Origin of the sequence: Faecalibacterium sp. An122, assembly GCF_002160895.1 — a bacterium.
GTDB lineage: Bacteria > Bacillota > Clostridia > Oscillospirales > Ruminococcaceae > Faecalibacterium.
Window position 1 is genome coordinate 48,584 of sequence record NZ_NFLL01000004.1, and the last position, 15,762, is coordinate 64,345.

At 62.1% G+C, this 15,762-nt stretch carries 10 protein-coding genes; 1 reads left to right on the forward strand and 9 read right to left on the reverse strand.

The features are described from left to right. Positions 1-7: 7 nt before the first annotated feature. The 9 genes from B5E67_RS04570 to B5E67_RS04610 form a co-directional block, all read right to left on the reverse strand. A complete protein-coding gene (locus B5E67_RS04570) occupies positions 8-1,930 on the reverse strand; it encodes an ABC transporter ATP-binding protein (RefSeq protein WP_087383255.1) in 1,923 nt (640 codons plus the stop codon). Then, positions 1,930-3,681: an ABC transporter ATP-binding protein gene (locus tag B5E67_RS04575; protein WP_087383258.1), complete on the reverse strand. Its 1,752-nt coding sequence runs from the start codon at positions 3,679-3,681 to the stop codon at positions 1,930-1,932. Before B5E67_RS04575 ends, B5E67_RS04570 begins: the two co-directional genes overlap by 1 nt. Positions 3,682-3,902: 221 nt before the next feature. Continuing rightward, the gene (locus B5E67_RS04580; RefSeq protein WP_087246507.1) at positions 3,903-4,391 is read right to left on the reverse strand and encodes a MarR family transcriptional regulator; all 489 of its coding nucleotides are present in this window, start codon (positions 4,389-4,391) and stop codon (positions 3,903-3,905) included. Between the two features lie 168 nt (positions 4,392-4,559). Then, positions 4,560-5,600 (reverse strand): glycerophosphodiester phosphodiesterase family protein, encoded by a 1,041-nt coding sequence (locus B5E67_RS04585; protein WP_087383261.1) that lies wholly within the window; start codon positions 5,598-5,600, stop codon positions 4,560-4,562. A gap of 219 nt (positions 5,601-5,819) precedes the next feature. After that, positions 5,820-7,217 carry an MFS transporter gene (locus B5E67_RS04590; RefSeq protein WP_087383264.1) on the reverse strand — a complete coding sequence of 466 codons (1,398 nt, stop codon included), beginning with the start codon at positions 7,215-7,217 and terminating at the stop codon, positions 5,820-5,822. A gap of 391 nt (positions 7,218-7,608) precedes the next feature. Continuing rightward, the gene (locus tag B5E67_RS04595) at positions 7,609-8,571 is read right to left on the reverse strand and encodes a carbohydrate kinase (protein ID WP_087383267.1); all 963 of its coding nucleotides are present in this window, start codon (positions 8,569-8,571) and stop codon (positions 7,609-7,611) included. A gap of 156 nt (positions 8,572-8,727) precedes the next feature. Further along, positions 8,728-10,122, reverse strand: a complete 1,395-nt coding sequence (locus tag B5E67_RS04600; RefSeq protein WP_087383270.1) for a glycoside hydrolase family 32 protein — start codon at positions 10,120-10,122, stop codon at positions 8,728-8,730. After that, on the reverse strand, positions 10,119-11,507 hold the full coding sequence (locus B5E67_RS04605; RefSeq protein ID WP_087246512.1) for a PTS transporter subunit EIIC: 1,389 nt from the start codon (positions 11,505-11,507) through the stop codon (positions 10,119-10,121). Before B5E67_RS04605 ends, B5E67_RS04600 begins: the two co-directional genes overlap by 4 nt. Positions 11,508-11,693: 186 nt before the next feature. Then, positions 11,694-12,710, reverse strand: a complete 1,017-nt coding sequence (locus tag B5E67_RS04610) for a LacI family DNA-binding transcriptional regulator (protein ID WP_087246513.1) — start codon at positions 12,708-12,710, stop codon at positions 11,694-11,696. Positions 12,711-12,920: 210 nt separating this feature from the next. Between B5E67_RS04610 and B5E67_RS04615 the strand changes: the two genes are divergently transcribed. Next, positions 12,921-15,704 carry an insulinase family protein gene (locus tag B5E67_RS04615; protein WP_087383273.1) on the forward strand — a complete coding sequence of 928 codons (2,784 nt, stop codon included), beginning with the start codon at positions 12,921-12,923 and terminating at the stop codon, positions 15,702-15,704. Positions 15,705-15,762: the final 58 nt, after the last annotated feature.

A 15,762-nucleotide genomic window follows, 5' to 3' on the forward strand; every position in this document is an offset into this window, starting at 1 on the left:
AGCTGGATTACTCCGCCAGGTTGCCGGTGTAGAGCTGGTAATATTTGCCCTTCTTGGCGATCAGCTCGTCGTGGCTGCCGCGCTCGATGATCCGGCCCTGCTCCAGCACGATGATGCAGTCGGAGTTGCGGACGGTGGACAGACGGTGGGCGATGACGAAGGTGGTGCGGCCGTACATCAGGCCGTCCATGCCGGCCTGAACCAGCGCCTCGGTGCGGGTATCGATGGAGCTGGTGGCCTCATCCAGAATCAGCACCGGGGGATCCGCCACGGCGGCCCGGGCGATGGCCAGCAGCTGGCGCTGGCCCTGGGATAGGTTGGCGCCGTCGCCGGTCAGCATGGTGTTGTAGCCATCCGGCAGGCGGCGGATGAAGCCGTCGGCGTTGGCCAGCTTGGCGGCCACGATGCACTCCTCATCGGTGGCATCCAGACGGCCATAGCGGATGTTGTCCATGACGGTGCCGGTGAACAGGTGGGTGTCCTGCAGCACGATGCCCAGAGAACGGCGCAGATCCGCCTTCTTGATCTTGCGGATGTTGATGCCGTCGTAACGGATTTTGCCGTCCTGGATGTCGTAGAACCGGTTGATCAGGTTGGTGATGGTGGTCTTGCCGGCACCGGTGGAGCCCACAAAGGCGATCTTCTGGCCCGGCAGGCCGTAGAGCTCGATGTCGTGCAGAACCGTCTTTTCGGGCACATAGCCGAAGTCCACCGCATTGAACCGGATGTCGCCCTCCAGCTTGGTGTAGGTGAGGGTGCCGTCGTGGTGGGGATGCTTCCAGGCCCAGATGCCGGTCCGCTCGCTGGTCTCCACCAGGTTGTTGTCCTTGTCGTACTTGGCGTTGACCAGGGTGACGTAGCCGTCGTCGGTCTCGCTGGGGGCGTCCATCATGGCGTAGATGCGCTCGGCGCCGGCCAGCGCCATGATAACGCTGTTGGCCTGCATGGACACCTGAGTGATGGGCATGTTGAAGCTCTTGTTCAGGGCCAGGAAGGCCATGACGGTGCCCAGGGTCATGCCGCCGATGCCGCCCACCGCCAGGGCTGCGCCCAGAATGGCGCACAGCGCATAGCTGACGTTGCCCAGCTGGGCGTTGACGGGCATCATGATGTTGGCGTAGCCGTTGGCGCGGATGGAGCTCTCCTTCAGCTTGCCGTTCAGCTCGCGGAAGCCGGCCAGGGTTTTGTCCTCATGGGTGAAGACCTTGACCACCTTCTGGCCTTCCAGCATTTCCTCGATGTAGCCGTTGACGGCGCCCAGGTCGCGCTGCTGGGAGATGAAGTACTTGCCGCTCTGTTCGCTGATCTTCTTGGAGCAGAACAGCATCAGGGCCACCATGCACATGGTCAGGATGGTCATGGGGATATCCAGGATGCACATGCTGATGAAGACCGAGGCGATGGTGATGACGCTGGAAATCAGCTGGGGAATGCTCTGGCTGAGCATCTGGCGCAGGGTGTCCACGTCGTTGGTGTACACCGACATGATGTCGCCGTGGGGATGGGTGTCAAAGTAACTGATGGGCAGGCTCTCCATGTGGGTGAACAGCTGAATGCGGATGTTCCGCATGGTGCCCTGGGTCACGTTGACCATGATGCGGGCATTGGCCCAGGAGGCCAGGATGCCCAGCAGGTAGATGCAGCCCACCTTGACCAGGGCGCCGATCAGGGGCCCGAAGTCGGGGTTCTGCTGCTGCAGCATGGGGGCGATATAGTCGTCGATCAGGGTCTGCAGGAACAGACTGGCCTGCACGTTGGCAAAGGCGCTGAGGAAAATACAGATCAGAACAATGACGCAGTGGGGGGCGTAGTGCTTGAACACCTCGCCCATGATCCGTTTGAGCAGTTTGCCGGGATTGGCTACCTTGGGACGGGGGCGTCCGGCCATGCCCCGGGGATTATGAACGGTACGGACATTCTGTGCGGCCATTATTCTTCACCTCCCTGCTTGTCGAAGTCGCCGCCGCCCTGAGTCTGGCTGGTGTAGACTTCCTGATAGATCTTGTTGGTGGCCAACAGTTCCTCGTGGGTGCCCAGGCCGTCGATCTGGCCGTTGTCCAGCACCAGGATGCGGTCGGCATCCTGCACCGAGGAAATGCGCTGGGCGATGATGATCTTGGTGGTGCCGGGCAGCTTCTCACGGAAGGCCTGGCGGATCTTGGCATCGGTGGCGGTATCCACCGCGCTGGTGGAGTCATCCAGAATCAGGACCTTGGGTTTGCGCAGCAGGGCGCGGGCGATGGTCAGGCGCTGTTTCTGGCCGCCCGACACGTTGGAGCCGCCCTGCTCAATCCATGTATTGTATTTGTCGGGGAAGCGCTCGATGAATTCATCGGCGCAGGCCAGACGGCAGGCCTCGATGCACTCGGCCTCGGTGGCGTTCTCGTCGCCCCAGCGCAGGTTATCCAGGATGGTGCCCGAGAACAGCACGTTCTTCTGAAGCACCATCGAGACGTCGTGGCGCAGGACGTCCAGGTTGTAGTCCCGGACATCCACGCCGCCCACCTTGACGCTGCCCTCGGCCACGTCGTACAGGCGGGGGATCAGCTGGACCAGGGAGGACTTGGCGCTGCCGGTGCCGCCGATGATGCCCAGCGTCTCACCCGGCTGGATGCGGAAGGTGATGTCGCTGAGGACCGGCTTGCCGGTGCCGTGCTTATACTTGAAGGTGACGTGGTCGAACTCCACGCCGCCGTCCTTGACCTCGTTGACGGGGGTCTTGGCGGGGGGCAGGTCGGTGGTTTCGTCCAGCACCTCAATGATGCGGTGGGCGGAGGCTGCCGACATGCTCAGCATGACGAACACCATGCTCAGCATCATCAGGGACATCAGGATGTTCATGACGTAGCCGAACAGGGCGTTGAGCTGGCCGGTGGAAATGATGCCGTTCAGGACGTAGTGGGCGCCGAACCAGGACAGGGCCAGGTTGCAGCCGTAGACGGCCAGCAGCATGGAGGGGTTGTTGAAGCTCAGGCGGCTCTCAGCCTTGACGAACTGTTTGTACAGATCCTGGCAGGCCTTGGTGTACTTTTCGTCCTCGTGCTGCTCCCGGACAAAGCTCTTGACCACCCGGATGGCGGCCACGTTCTCCTGAACCGAGGCGTTCAGGTTGTCGTAGTTCTTGAACACCCGGTCGAAGATCTTGATGGTGGGGAACATGATGCAGGACAGCACCACCAGCAGGAACAGGATGGCCACCAGGAAAATGCCGGTCAGATGGGGATTGATGATGATGGACATCACCAGGGCGAAAATCAGGTGAACCGGGGCGCGCACACACATGCGCATCAGCATCTGGAAGGCGTTCTGCATATTGGTGACGTCGGTGGTCATGCGGGTGACCAGGCCGGCGGTGGAGAACTTGTCGATGTTGGTGAACGAGTAGTGCTGAATCCGCTCAAACATGGCGTCGCGCAGATTCCCGGCGTAGCCGGCCGATGCCTTGGCCGCCATGCGCCCGGCCGTCAGGCCCAGGAACAGCGCGAACAGTGCCACCAGGAAGGTGAGCAGGCCATACTTGAGGACGGCGTTCATGTCTCCTTTCTCGATGCCCTGGTCGATGATGTAGGACATCAGAAGGGGGAGCAGAACGTCCATGACGGCCTCGAGCGCGGACAGAAGCGGCGTGACCATGGCCGCGCGCTTGTACTCGCCGAGATGGGAGGCCAACTTTTTAATCATGGGTTATTCCTCCTTGCTTCTGGGGGCCCAGCCGGCCCAGCCTGCGGCGGGATGCCAGGGGGTTCGGTCGGTTTTGCCCGTTGTGTTGAAATGTTCGTTCTCGAACAAAAAAGTTTTGCATCGAACATTGTATCCAAACATAAACCGGTTGTCAACCGGTTTATGGAAGGTTTTAAAGTCTGTTCACATTTTGTTCAACAGCGCACCCAGGGGAGCGGGATTCACTCCAGCCCGGCCCGCAGCTTGTTGAGCAGGCGGAGAAGCTCGGTGTTTTCCTCCTCGGTGAGGAGGCTGGAAATGCACTGATCGGTCTGGCGGAGGCTGAGCATGATCTGCTGATGGGCCTGGGCGCCCTCCTCGGTCAGCACCAGGCGCTTGAGCCGGGCGTCCTGGGGGACGCTCATCCGGCGGATATACCCCTTTTTCTCCATCAGCTGGAGGATGTTGGTGACGGTGGAGCGGGTGATGGAAAAAGCCCGCTCCACATCCCGCTGGAAGACCTCCCGGTCCCGGGACTCATACAGATAGGCCAGAATCCAGCCGTGCATGGCGGTGACGTCCTCCACGCCGTTGAGGCGGCTGTAATAGTTGACGCGGCGGGAAATCAGGTTGTTGACCCGGCGGATCTGGGCCGGGACCACCTGGGGCAGGTCTTTGGGCGTTTTTTTAAACATTTCTTCCACGGGGATGGTGAGTTCGGATCGCTGCATACACATACCGGTTCTCCTTTGAACAAAACGGACAGGGACAAAATGGTTTTGCCCTTGGACTGTCCGAGTAAAAACAATTTGATACAAAACCATTATGAAAAAACAAAGCGGATTTGTCAAGACGAAATTGTGACAAATCCGCGGAGAATGATAAAAAATGCAGCCCCATCAGCCCAGCATGGCGGCGGCCTCCGGGGGGATGGTGTAGGAGGGATCCAGCATTTCCAGCAGCCGCTCGGGGCGGTTGGTGACGATGGCGGCCGGGTCCATGTCCAGAATGCTTTTCAGGTCGTAGATGGCGTCCACCGGCCAGGGGGCGGCTTCAATCCCCATGGCCTGAATCTGCTGGACCAGGTCCCGGTCCCGGAAACAGGTGTTGTACTGGCAGCTGAGGACCTCGGGCTTGAAGTCCAGGCTGGATACATAGGAGACCAGGTTGTGCTGGGACAGCAGGCTCTGGAGCAGTTCAAAGAGGTTCTGACCCGGGTAGTCCGAGGTGATGGCCCAGATGCGGTCCATGGTCCAGCGGGCCGGGTTGACGTTTTCGTCGTCCAGAAGGCCCTGCTGGGACAGCTCCAGCAGGGTGCGGGTGGCCTCCTCCTCGTCGGGCAGGCCGTTTTCGCCCCCCAGGCCCCACCCGAAATCCAGGCCCAGGGCCTGGAGCAGGGCGGGAGGCGGCGCAAAATAGGAGTCCACCGAGTTCAGAGTGAGGACGCCCACCCGCTGGTTGGGGGACAGCCGCTTGACCCGGCTGAGAATCCCATGGTTGAAGGACGTGACCACAATCTTGTCGGCCAGGCCGGAGCTCTCCACTTCTTCCAGAATCAGCTCGGCAAAGGCGTCCTGGTCGGTGGTGGAGTTGGCCCCCAGGGGGGACTTGAACTCCACCTGGATGGTCTCCACCGAGCTGCAGGCCTCCACGGCCTCCGCAAAGGTGGGGATCTTCTCGCCGGCCCACTGTTCCCCCTTCCAGCTGCCGAAGTCCAGTTCCTTCAGCTCGGCCAGGGTGCAGTTGGGAATCACCTTGTGGGCCGAACAGTGCAGGTCGGTGATATATTCGTGATGGACCACCAGCTGGCGGTCCGCTGTGAGCAGGGTGTCAAATTCGATGCCGTCCGCCCCCAGGCTGGCGGCAAGACGAAAGGCAGCCAATGTGTTTTCGGGTGCCAGATAGGATGCGCCGCGGTGCGCAATGACTTTGGGTCTCATGGATAGCCCCCTTTCCGTATCGGTGTATCAGTATACCGGTCCGGCCCCGGGTTGGCAAGGCTTTTCACAAAAAGTTTTCGGTGTGGAGTCCTGTTTTAACCCTCCGCCCCCAACAGAAAGGCCCTCCGGCTGGAACCGGAGGGCCCTTCTATTTCATATGGCTAGGAGGTTGGAACATCTCTCATCGGAGAATGAGAGAAGGAGCATGAGCTGGTAAAATTACTTTTTCTCTGCGCGGCGGGCTTCCAGAATCTTGACGTTGTTGTCCACGGTCTTCTTATCCAGCGGGTAGACGAACAGCAGGACCAGAGCGATGGCAACAAAGCCGATGACGGGAGCGATGCAGGCGATGGTGTAGATGCCGCTCTGGACAGCGGGCTCGAACTGGGTCTCGGCGGTGTAGCCGATGATGCCCAGCAGGGCGCCCACCAGACCGGCGGAAGCGGCCTGGCCCAGCTTGCGGGCGAAGGAGTAGACGGAGTAGATGGTGCCGTCCTCACGGATGCCCTTGCGGACTTCGCAGTCGTCGATGACGTCGGTGATCATGGCCCAGACAACGGTGTTGAACAGACCCATGCCGATGTAGGCCAGGGTGTAGAAGCCCAGGTAGACCCAGGCGTTCTCAGGATGCACCAGGTAGCAGATCAGGAACAGGCCGGCGCCGACCAGAGAACCGGCAATGGAAATCTCCTTCTTGCCGAACTTGGCCGAGAGCTTCGGAGCCAGAGGAGCGGCAATCAGCAGGGTGCCGAAAGAAGAACACATGGCCACAGCGGACTGGGCGGCGGTGTTGCGGAAGTAGTAGGGGAAGATGTAGGGGTTCATGCCGGACATGGTCAGCATGGTGAGCAGCAGGCAGATGGCAGCCAGGATGATGCCGATCAGGGAACGGCTGGTAAAGACAGTCTTAAACAGGGTGACAAAGCTGAACTTCTCGGTCTTGGCAGGAATGACAACACGCTCGGTGGTCAGGTTGAAGCACAGCAGATAGCAGATCACGGCACAGATGCTGAACGCACCGGACATCACCAGCATGCGGCTGCCGCTCAGGACGGGGTTGCCGTTGACGGTCTCATAGGCCAGCAGCGGGGTGGCGGTGCCGATGACCAGGCTGGCCAGGGTGGCGCCGATGCTGCGGTAGGTGGACAGCTGGGTGCGGTCGTCCGCGTTGGGGGAGATGGCGGAAGCCATCGAGCCGTAGGGGATGTTGATGGAGGTGTAGAACACCGAGCCCCACAGCAGGTAGGTGACGAACATCCACACGACCTTGAAGGCCATGGGCATGCCGGCGAACTCGGACTGGTAGATCAGGAAGGAAGCAATGGCCACCGGGCCGCACATCCGCTTGATCCAGGGACGGAAACGGCCGTCCTTGGTCGGCTTGGAATAGTCGATGATCTGGCCCATGGTGACGTCGGTGAAGGCGTCAACAAAGCGGGCTACCATCATCAGCAGACCGACGATGACGGAGGGAACGCCCATGATGTCTGTGTAGAACACCATCATGAAGCTGGAGGAAAGCATGAAGGTGAAATCGTTGCCGAAGTCACCGAACATGTAGCCGATTTTGTCCCTCATGCCGAAGGGGCGCACGGCTGTGGTTCCGGTGTTTGCCATAGATGATTACTCCTTTTTTGGCTGGGGGCCGTCCGCGGGGTACCGCCTGCCCCGGACTGGCCCAAGTGGGTTTGCGTACATCACTTTGCACAGTCTGAACTGGACAAAGTTGCGGAATATTGGTTACCGTGCTTGTAGTATATCACAACATCGGGGTGAAAATTAGAAATATTTTGCGTTGTATCCCTACATTTTAATGGTGTTGAAACAACAATACGCCAAAAAAGTGGCGGATTTTTTGTGCAGAACTTCCAAATAAGCCGCAAAATAGGGTCTGATTTGGAGATTTCTGGCGGAAAACCACCTTTTAAAAATAGTAAAAAATCCAGGCCGGGCAAAAACTGCCTGCGGCCTGGATGGGATGAAATATTCTGGATTCAGGAGAAAGGGATCAGAGATTCATTTCGGCGGGGGTGGGGTAGCTGTCGATGGCGCCGTAGCGCTGGACGCTCAGGCCGCAGAACCGGTTGGAGAAGGCCAGATACTTCTCCAGCTGGCTGGCAGTGAGTCCGGCCAGGGTGTCGCGGGTGACGCCGTCCCGGGCCAGCTGCCACAGGAAAGAGCCGATGAAGCCGTCTCCGGCGCCGGTGGTGTCCACGGCCTGGACCTTCTGGCCCTGGGCAAAGGCATGGGCGGTGCGGGTGTAGGCGTGAGCGCCGCCTCCGCCGCAGGTGTAGAGGATCAGCTGGACGTCGCCGGTGAACAGCTGGGGCAGGGCGGCGTCGATATCCTCGGTGCCGGTCAGGAAGGCCAGCTCCTCGTCCGAAATCTTGAGGACCGAGGCCTTGGGCATAAAGTCCAGAACGGTCTTTTTCAGGGCGTCATGGTCGGGCCAGAGGGGGAACCGGAGGTTGGGGTCAAAGCTGATGAGGGCTCCGGCCCGGGCGGCGGCCTCAATGGCGGCAATGTGTGCCTGCTTCATGGGGCTTTCCACCAGGGACACGCTGCAGAAGTGAAGGGCGAAAGCATCGTCAAACCAGGCCGGGTCAATCTGCTGGGCGCTGTAGAGCAGGTCGGCGGAGGGATTGCGGTAGAAGCTGAAGGTCCGGTTGCCGTCGGCGCCCAGGGTGACAAAGGCCAGAGCGGTGTTGGCCTTGTCGGTAAAGGATACCCGGCTGACGTCGATGCCGTGGCCGGCCAGTTCGTCTGCAATCTTGTGGCCGAAGGGATCGTCTCCCAGCTGGGTCAGCAGGGCCGAGTGGCCGCCCAGCGCGGTGAAGGCGCCGCAGACGTTGGCGGGCGCGCCGCCCACCCGGGGGCTGAAAGCGGGCACTTCGGCAAAGGAACAGCCGCTCTTGGTGGGGATCATGTCAATGAGGGCTTCGCCGATGGAAAAGAGAGTGTGACCGGACATTGGTGGTTCCTCCTTCATGGTATGGGTTGAAATCAACGCCGCACAGCACCCAACGGCGGGCAGGGAAAACCTGTCCGCCGTTGAATGGCGCGGATATTTACCTTCTTATTTATATGGGGTCCAGCGCCCTGCGCTGCCCAAATGTGGAAAACCCGTTCAGGATAGGGCCAGAGGCCAGAGGGTGGCGTCGGTGCCGTTCAGGCGGACCGGCACCGGGCCGGGGGCCGGATAGTAGCGGGTGCTCAGCACTGCGGCGCCGCCGTTCAGGAAGATTTCCAGGCTGGAGGCGTCGGCCAGAACCTGCAGGGCCCGGCAGGGAGCTTCCAGGGTCAGGTGGCGCTCCTCCCGGCCGCTGCCCAGGGCGGCGTCGGTGAACCGCAGGGAGACGGTCCGGGCGGCCTCGTCGTAGGAGAGGACCAGGCCCTCGGCCACCGTCAGGCAGAAGCTGCCCAGCGGGGCGGCGGCCAGCTCAAAGCAGGGGCCGACGGTCTGGGTCTGGTTGGCGGCCAGAGCGACCGCCTCCCCGCGAAGGGCTTTCAGCTCGGCAGCGGGGGTCTGGAGCAGGGAATTGTCGGCGGCCCGGGTCAGCTCCCGGGGCACCGTCAGGCAGTGCTGCCAGCCCTGCCGGGCGGTGGGGTTGGTGTAGGATGCGTCGGGCATTCCCATCCAGCCGAACTGGAGCCGCCGCACCCCGTCGGTGAAGCTCTGGGGGGCGTAATAGTCAAAGCCGTGGTCCAGCAGGTGGAATTCGCCCAGGGTGTATTCGCCCCGGAAGTCCCCGTACAGGGGGAAGTAGCCGCAGCCGTACTGGTTCTGGCACTCCATCCCCTGGGGAGAGGTCATCAGATACCACTGGCCGTCCAGCTCGAACAGGTCGGGGCATTCCCACATGTACCCGGTGGGCTGGGGAGTGGTCAGGGTGTTGCAGTGATGCCAGTGGAGCTTGTCGCTGCTCGCAAACACCAGGACTTCGCCCTGGCTGTCGGCGGTGCGGGCGCCCATCACCAGATAGTACCGGCCGTCCTGGGCCCAGACCTTGGGGTCCCGGACATGGCAGGAAAGCCCGTCGGGGTAGTCCCGGTTGTGGAGCAGGCAGGTCTTGGTGTCGATGGTGATACCGTCCCGGCTGGTGGCCAGACAGAGGTTGTTCTCCCGGCCGGTGTTGATGTGGTTCCCCTCCGGCAGCTTGATGTTGCCGGTGTAGAACAGCCAGAGCTGGCCGTCCTCGTAGAGGGCCGAGCCCGAGTAGGCGCCGTGGCAGTCAAAGGGCTCGTCGGGGTAGAGGATCACCGGCTGCTGCTCCCAGTGGAGCAGGTCGGTGCTGGTCACATGGGCCCACATTTTGACCCCGCCGTCGGGGTTGAAGGGGCTGTACTGGTAGAAAACGTGGTAGGTGTCCCCGATTTTGCACAGGCCGTTGGGGTCGTTGAGCCAGCCCACCGGCGGCTGGATGTGAAACTGCTGGCGGTGCGGGTCAGCAGCCACCCGGGGAGCCTCCAGGCTCTCCATCAGGGGGACCAGACGTTTCAGGTCGCGCTGCAGTGCATTCATGCGGCAGTGTCCTCCGGCTTCCAGATCACCCAGGTGACCACAAAGGCCACCACGAAGGAGATGGCGATGGTGATGATGTACTGAATGGGCTGATGCAGGCACAGCAGAACGCCGAAGATGCCGGTGACGCCGGTGCCGGTGGCGCCCAGACCTACAATGCTGGCGTACAGCGCGCCGCAGGCGCCGCCGGCCAGACCGCCGATGAAGGGCTTGAAGAAGCGGAGGTTGACGCCGAAGATGGCGGGTTCAGTGATGCCCATGCAGGCCGACAGGGCGGAGGGCAGAGCCATGGACTTGACCTTGGCGTTCTTGCTCTTAAGGGCAACCGCCAGAGCTGCGCCGCCCTGGCCCATGTTGGCTGCGCTGGCCAGGGGCAGCCAGTAGGTGAAGCCGTACTGTGCCAGCTGGCCCAGGTCGATGATGGTGTACATATGGTGGATGCCGGCCACCACGGTGATGGCGTAGAGGCCGCCCATCACAAAGGAGCCGATGCCGAAGGGCAGGGTGATCAGGGCCTGAACGCCGCCGATGATGCCGTTCTCAATGGTGGTGAAGATGGGTCCGATGACGGCCAGGGTCAGGTAGCCGGTGACGAAAACCGATACCAGCGGGGTGACGAACAGGTCGATCATGGCGGGCACCACCTTGTGGAGCCGCTTTTCAATCTGGCACATGACCCAGACGGCGATGATGACCGGGATGACGTGGCCCTGATAGCCCACCAGAGGCACCGAATACAGGCCGCCGAACACCGGCTGCATCACCTCGACGCCCGACGAGACGGTCCAGGCGTTCTGGAGGTTGGGGTGAATCATAATCATGCCGATGACGGCGCCCAGGAACTGGTTGCCGCCAAAGACCTTGGCCGCCGCAAAGGCGATCAGGATGGGCAGGAAGGTGTAGGCCGTGTTGGAAAACAGGTCTGCAAACACATAGATGGAGCCGGAGGTGTCAATGTCCAGAAAGCCGTTGTTGACCATGAACTTGAGGGCTTCCATAATGCCCATCAGGAAGCCGGAGGCCACAATGGCGGGGATGATGGGGACAAAGATGTCGCCCAGGGTCTTGATCAGGCGCTGGGGCAGGGGAGCCTTGGCGGCTGCGGCCTGCTTGACGTCCTCCTTGGTGCCGCCCTGGACGCCCGACAGGGCGATGAAGGCGTCATATACCTTGTTGACGGTGCCGGTGCCGAAGATGATCTGGAGCTGGCCCTGGGCCTCAAAGACGCCCTTGGCCCCCTCGGCATCTTCCAGAGCCTTTTTGTCCACCTTGCTGTTGTCCGCAATCACCAGGCGGAGCCGGGTGGCGCAGTGGGCCGCCGATACAATGTTGCCGGAACCGCCGACGGCATCCAGGACCTGCTGCGCTGCCTTGTTGTAATCCATAAACGCTTCTCCTTTCTCATAAAAACCGTGTGCGCGGATCGCTCCGCCTTTGCAGAAAAGAAGGCGGGAACGATTTCACTTTGTGTCTCTAGTATAGACGGTTTTGCGCAAAATTTCCATTCGCAAATGAGACAAAGTAGGGGATATTGCGTTATCGATTTCAGAATGTTTCAGGACGAAACCCCGTCATTCTGCCCAGATGTTCTCCTCCGGGGATGCGTCGCCGGTGGAGGCGCGGGGACGCAGGACATAGTCCAGCACCCGGTTCTCGGGTTTGGCGTGGGGGTCGGCCAGATGCTGCAGCAGCATTTCGGCGGCCATCTGCCCGGCGGTCCGGTAGTGGAGCTGGACGCTGGTGATGGGGACATAGGCCACCCGGCCCGCCTCGCTGTTGCCCACGGCGGCCACCATCAGGTCCTCGGGGACCCGGATGTTGTGGCTGCGGCAATACTGCAGAGCGCCGATGGCGATGGAATCCGTTGCGCAGAACAGGCAGTCCAGGGAGGGGTCCCGTTCCAGCAGGGTGCTGGCCTGCTCGTAGCCCGACTCCATGTTGAAGGCGGCGATGCTGGTGCGGCCGGGCCGCAGGGGGACGCCGGCCTCCCGCAGGGCGTCCTCAAAACCCCGGCGGCGGTCCAGGCCGGCGGCCTTGTCCAGCATGGTCACCCCCAGGAATCCCGGGGCCCGGCGGCCTTTGGCCAGCATATGGGCGGTGGCGGCGTAAGCCGCTCCCCGGTCGTCGTGGGACACCGAGCAGAAGCCGGGATATTCCTGGCCCAGAATGATGACCGGCAGCTTGAGGCTGGCCAGCACCGTCCGGTGTTCGGGGGTGAAGATGGTGGCGATCAGAATGACGCCGTCCACCGTGTTCTGCTGCAGAAGATTGAGGGCGGCCACCTCCCGGGCGCTGTCGTTGGCGGTGTTGACCAGGAGCAGCTGGTAGCCGTTCTGATCCAGCACATCCGAAATGCCCTCCACCATCCGGGCGCAGCTCTCGCTGGACAGCTTGGGCAGGATCACCAGGACCTGCCGGGTGCGGCGGGTCCGCAGCATCTGGGCCTGGAGGCTGGGATGGTAGCCGGTGGCCTCCACCGCGGCGGCAATGCGGGCGCGTTTTTCCTCGCTGAGGTAACCGCCGTTGAAATAGCGGCTGACGGCCGCTTTGGATACGCCGGCGTAGGCGGCGAATTCAGTGATATTCATGAGGATTCCTCCGTTTGGATGGGTGACTGAAAACGATTTCTATTTGATAAAAGTATAACGCAGGACAGAATATTTTGCAAGGAGCGGGCGGCAAAATTCGAACGCCCGGCCCGCCGGGCGGGAAAAGGGATTTTTCCCGGTTGATTGCCTTTCCCGCCGGGGAATGATACAATAGAAACAAACCTTTACCCCCTTATAAGGAGAACCAACATGAAGGATCAAGAAAAGAACCCCACCCCGGGGGCCGTGTACCCCGGCTATACCCTGGTGAAACGGGAGGAAAGCCCCATCTTCCACGGGACGGCCACCACCCTGACCCACGACGTCAGCGGCGCCACCGTCCTCCTGATTGAGAACCAGGACGAGAACAAAGCTTTCGGCATCGGCTTCGGGACCTTCCCCTGCGACGACACCGGCGTATTCCACATTCTGGAACATTCGGTGCTGTCGGGGTCGGAGAAGTACCCGGTATCTTCGCCGTTTATGCAGCTGGTCAAGAGCAGCATGGCGTCTTTCCTCAACGCCATGACCTTCCCGGACAAGACGGTGTATCCCTTCGCCACCCCCAACGAGGCGGACTTCCGCAACCTGATGGACGTCTATCTCAATGCGGTGTTCTGCCCGCTGGCCATGAAGGAACGTTCGGTCTTTGACCAGGAGGCCTGGCACCGGGAGGAGGACGGCCATTTCAGCGGCGTGGTCTACAACGAGATGCAGGGCGCCCTGGCCACCCCCGAGGCCCAGCTGGACGCCGCCCTCAACGCCGCCCTGTTCCCCGACAACGGCTATGGCTTTGTGTCGGGCGGCGACCCGGCCTCCATCCCCGGCCTGAGCTATGAGCAGTATGTGAAGATTTACCGCCGCCACTACCGGCCCGACAACTGCTGCATCACTCTGTACGGCCGGATGGACATGGCCGAAAAGCTGGCCTTCCTGGACGAGAACTATCTGAGCCGGATGCCCAAGGGGGCACCGCGGCCCCGCACCCCTCTTCAGTATCCCCAGGCCGGAACCAAAAAAGTGGTGACCTACACCACCGAGACCCCCGAGACGGTGCCGGTCCAGTGTGCGCTGGGCTGGTACACCGGCCGGTTCGACGAGGCGGAAAAGCAGACGGCGGTGAACCTGCTGCTGGATGCCCTGCTGAGCACCAACCAGTCCCCCCTGAAAAAATACCTGCTGGAACAGAACCTGGGCGCCGACATTGACGTGGGCTTTGACAGTTCGGTTCAGCAGCCGGTGCTGGAGCTGCTGCTCAAGGGCACCGACAAGGAGCGGGCTGCCCGCTTTGGGGCGGCGGTCAAGGAGGGCGTGGCCAAAATCTGCGCCGAGGGCATCCCGGATGAGATGCTGACCGCCTCCATCAACTCTCTGGAATTCCAGGTCACCGAGCGGCCCGGCAGCCTGCCGGACGGCGTGCTGGCGGCCATCGAGGCGGTGACCGGCTGGCTCCATACCGATGACCCCATGTCCGACCTGCGGCCGGAGGAGATTTTCGCCTTCCTGCGGGGCAAGCTGGGGACCGACTGGTATACCCAGCTGCTGGGCGAGCTGTTTGCGCCCGACCCGGTGGAGGTGATTCTGGTCCCCGAAAAGCCCCGGGATGAGGATGCCCCCTCGGCCCGGCAGGAGGGCAAACTCCAGCTGGACCACCCCCTGACGGTGGCCGACCTGAGCGAGCCGCCCCACTTTGCCGCCGCCCAGGTGGAGGATGTGGCCGGCCTGACCCTGGTGACCCGGCCCACCACCGGCAGCCTGTACCTGAACTTCTACTACGACATGGGCGCCCTGACCCCCGAGGAGATGAGCGACGCGGCCCTGCTGCCCTTCCTGCTGGAAGAGCTGGACAGCCGCCGCCATACCGCCATCGAGCTGACCACCCTGCGGAACACCTGGCTGGGTGAGAGTGTGGTGTCCACCGACCACTGGGCCGGCCGCCAGGAGGGCCAGCCCTGCATCGCCAAGTTTGAGGCCCGGACCAGCCTGCTGGAACGGAACCTGGACAAGGCGGTGGAGCTGATGAGCGAGCTGCTCTATGAGACCCGTCTGGACGGCCCCCAGGCCGAGGCGGCCTTTGAGCAGGTGCTGGAACAGTTCAAGCTGAACTTTGAGCAGGACTTCATCCAGAGCGGCCACAATTACGCCATCCTTCGGGCGGGCCGCTGCTTCTCGGTGAATGCCGCCCTGGGAGAGCGGAACGGCGGCGTCAGCCTGTACCGCCACATCTGCGCCCTGCTGGAAGCCAAAGACTGGGCGGGCCTGTCGGCTCGTCTGGAGGCAGTGCGGGACAAGATTCTGAATCACTGCGCCCTGACGGTGGCCTGTCACGGCAGCGAGGCCGCCTGCCAGCGGCTGCGGGAGCTGCTGCCCGGCAGCGCCTTTGCGGCGGAGGGCCGCGCCCCGGCCCAGCCCTACAGCGAACCCCTGCCCGCGCCCCGGAACGAGGCTTTTGTCATCCAGGGCGGGGTGAACTACGACGTCCTGGCCTGGCCGGGAACCGGCAGCGCCGCCCGGAAAGTTCTGGCCCGCTTTATGAGCTATGAGTATCTGTGGCAGGCCATCCGGGAAAAGGGCGGCGCCTACGGCACCGGCATGCTGAGCCGGGCCGACATGGAGCTGATTTACACCTACCGCGACCCCCACGCCGGCGGCAGCTACAAGCGCTTCGCCGAGGGCCCGGCCCTGCTGGCGGAAAAGGAATACACCCCTGCCGCCCTGAACGAGTGCATTGTGGGCACCGTGGCCCAGGTGGACCCGCCCCGCAAGCCGCGGCAGCAGGCTCTGGAGGCAGACCGGCGGTATTTCTGCGGTGTGACCGATGCCATGGCCGCCGCCGACCGGGCTGCCATCTGCGGTGTCACCAGCGAATGGCTGCAGCAGGAGTTTGGATGCCTGGCCGAAAAGATGGCCCAGGGCGTCCGCTGCGCCTTTGGCAGCAAGGAGGCCATCGACCGGGCCGCCGGGCTGTTTGACAGCATTGAAAACTTAGGGTAAACCAAACACGAAAAACAACAGAGCGACATGACCGGAAGGGCCATGCCGCTCTGTTTGT

Bases quoted from the DNA above. Each gene is read 5' to 3' on its own strand.
- B5E67_RS04590 (WP_087383264.1), bottom strand. From the start codon at position 7,217: ATGGCAAACACCGGAACCACAGCCGTGCGCCCCTTCGGCATGAGGGAC.
- B5E67_RS04595 (WP_087383267.1), bottom strand. From the start codon at position 8,571: ATGTCCGGTCACACTCTCTTTTCCATCGGCGAAGCCCTCATTGACATG.
- B5E67_RS04605 (WP_087246512.1), bottom strand. From the start codon at position 11,507: ATGGATTACAACAAGGCAGCGCAGCAGGTCCTGGATGCCGTCGGCGGT.
- B5E67_RS04580 (WP_087246507.1), bottom strand. From the start codon at position 4,391: ATGCAGCGATCCGAACTCACCATCCCCGTGGAAGAAATGTTTAAAAAA.
- B5E67_RS04610 (WP_087246513.1), bottom strand. From the start codon at position 12,710: ATGAATATCACTGAATTCGCCGCCTACGCCGGCGTATCCAAAGCGGCC.
- B5E67_RS04570 (WP_087383255.1), bottom strand. From the start codon at position 1,930: ATGGCCGCACAGAATGTCCGTACCGTTCATAATCCCCGGGGCATGGCC.
- B5E67_RS04575 (WP_087383258.1), bottom strand. From the start codon at position 3,681: ATGATTAAAAAGTTGGCCTCCCATCTCGGCGAGTACAAGCGCGCGGCC.
- B5E67_RS04600 (WP_087383270.1), bottom strand. From the start codon at position 10,122: ATGAATGCACTGCAGCGCGACCTGAAACGTCTGGTCCCCCTGATGGAG.
- B5E67_RS04615 (WP_087383273.1), top strand. From the start codon at position 12,921: ATGAAGGATCAAGAAAAGAACCCCACCCCGGGGGCCGTGTACCCCGGC.
- B5E67_RS04585 (WP_087383261.1), bottom strand. From the start codon at position 5,600: ATGAGACCCAAAGTCATTGCGCACCGCGGCGCATCCTATCTGGCACCC.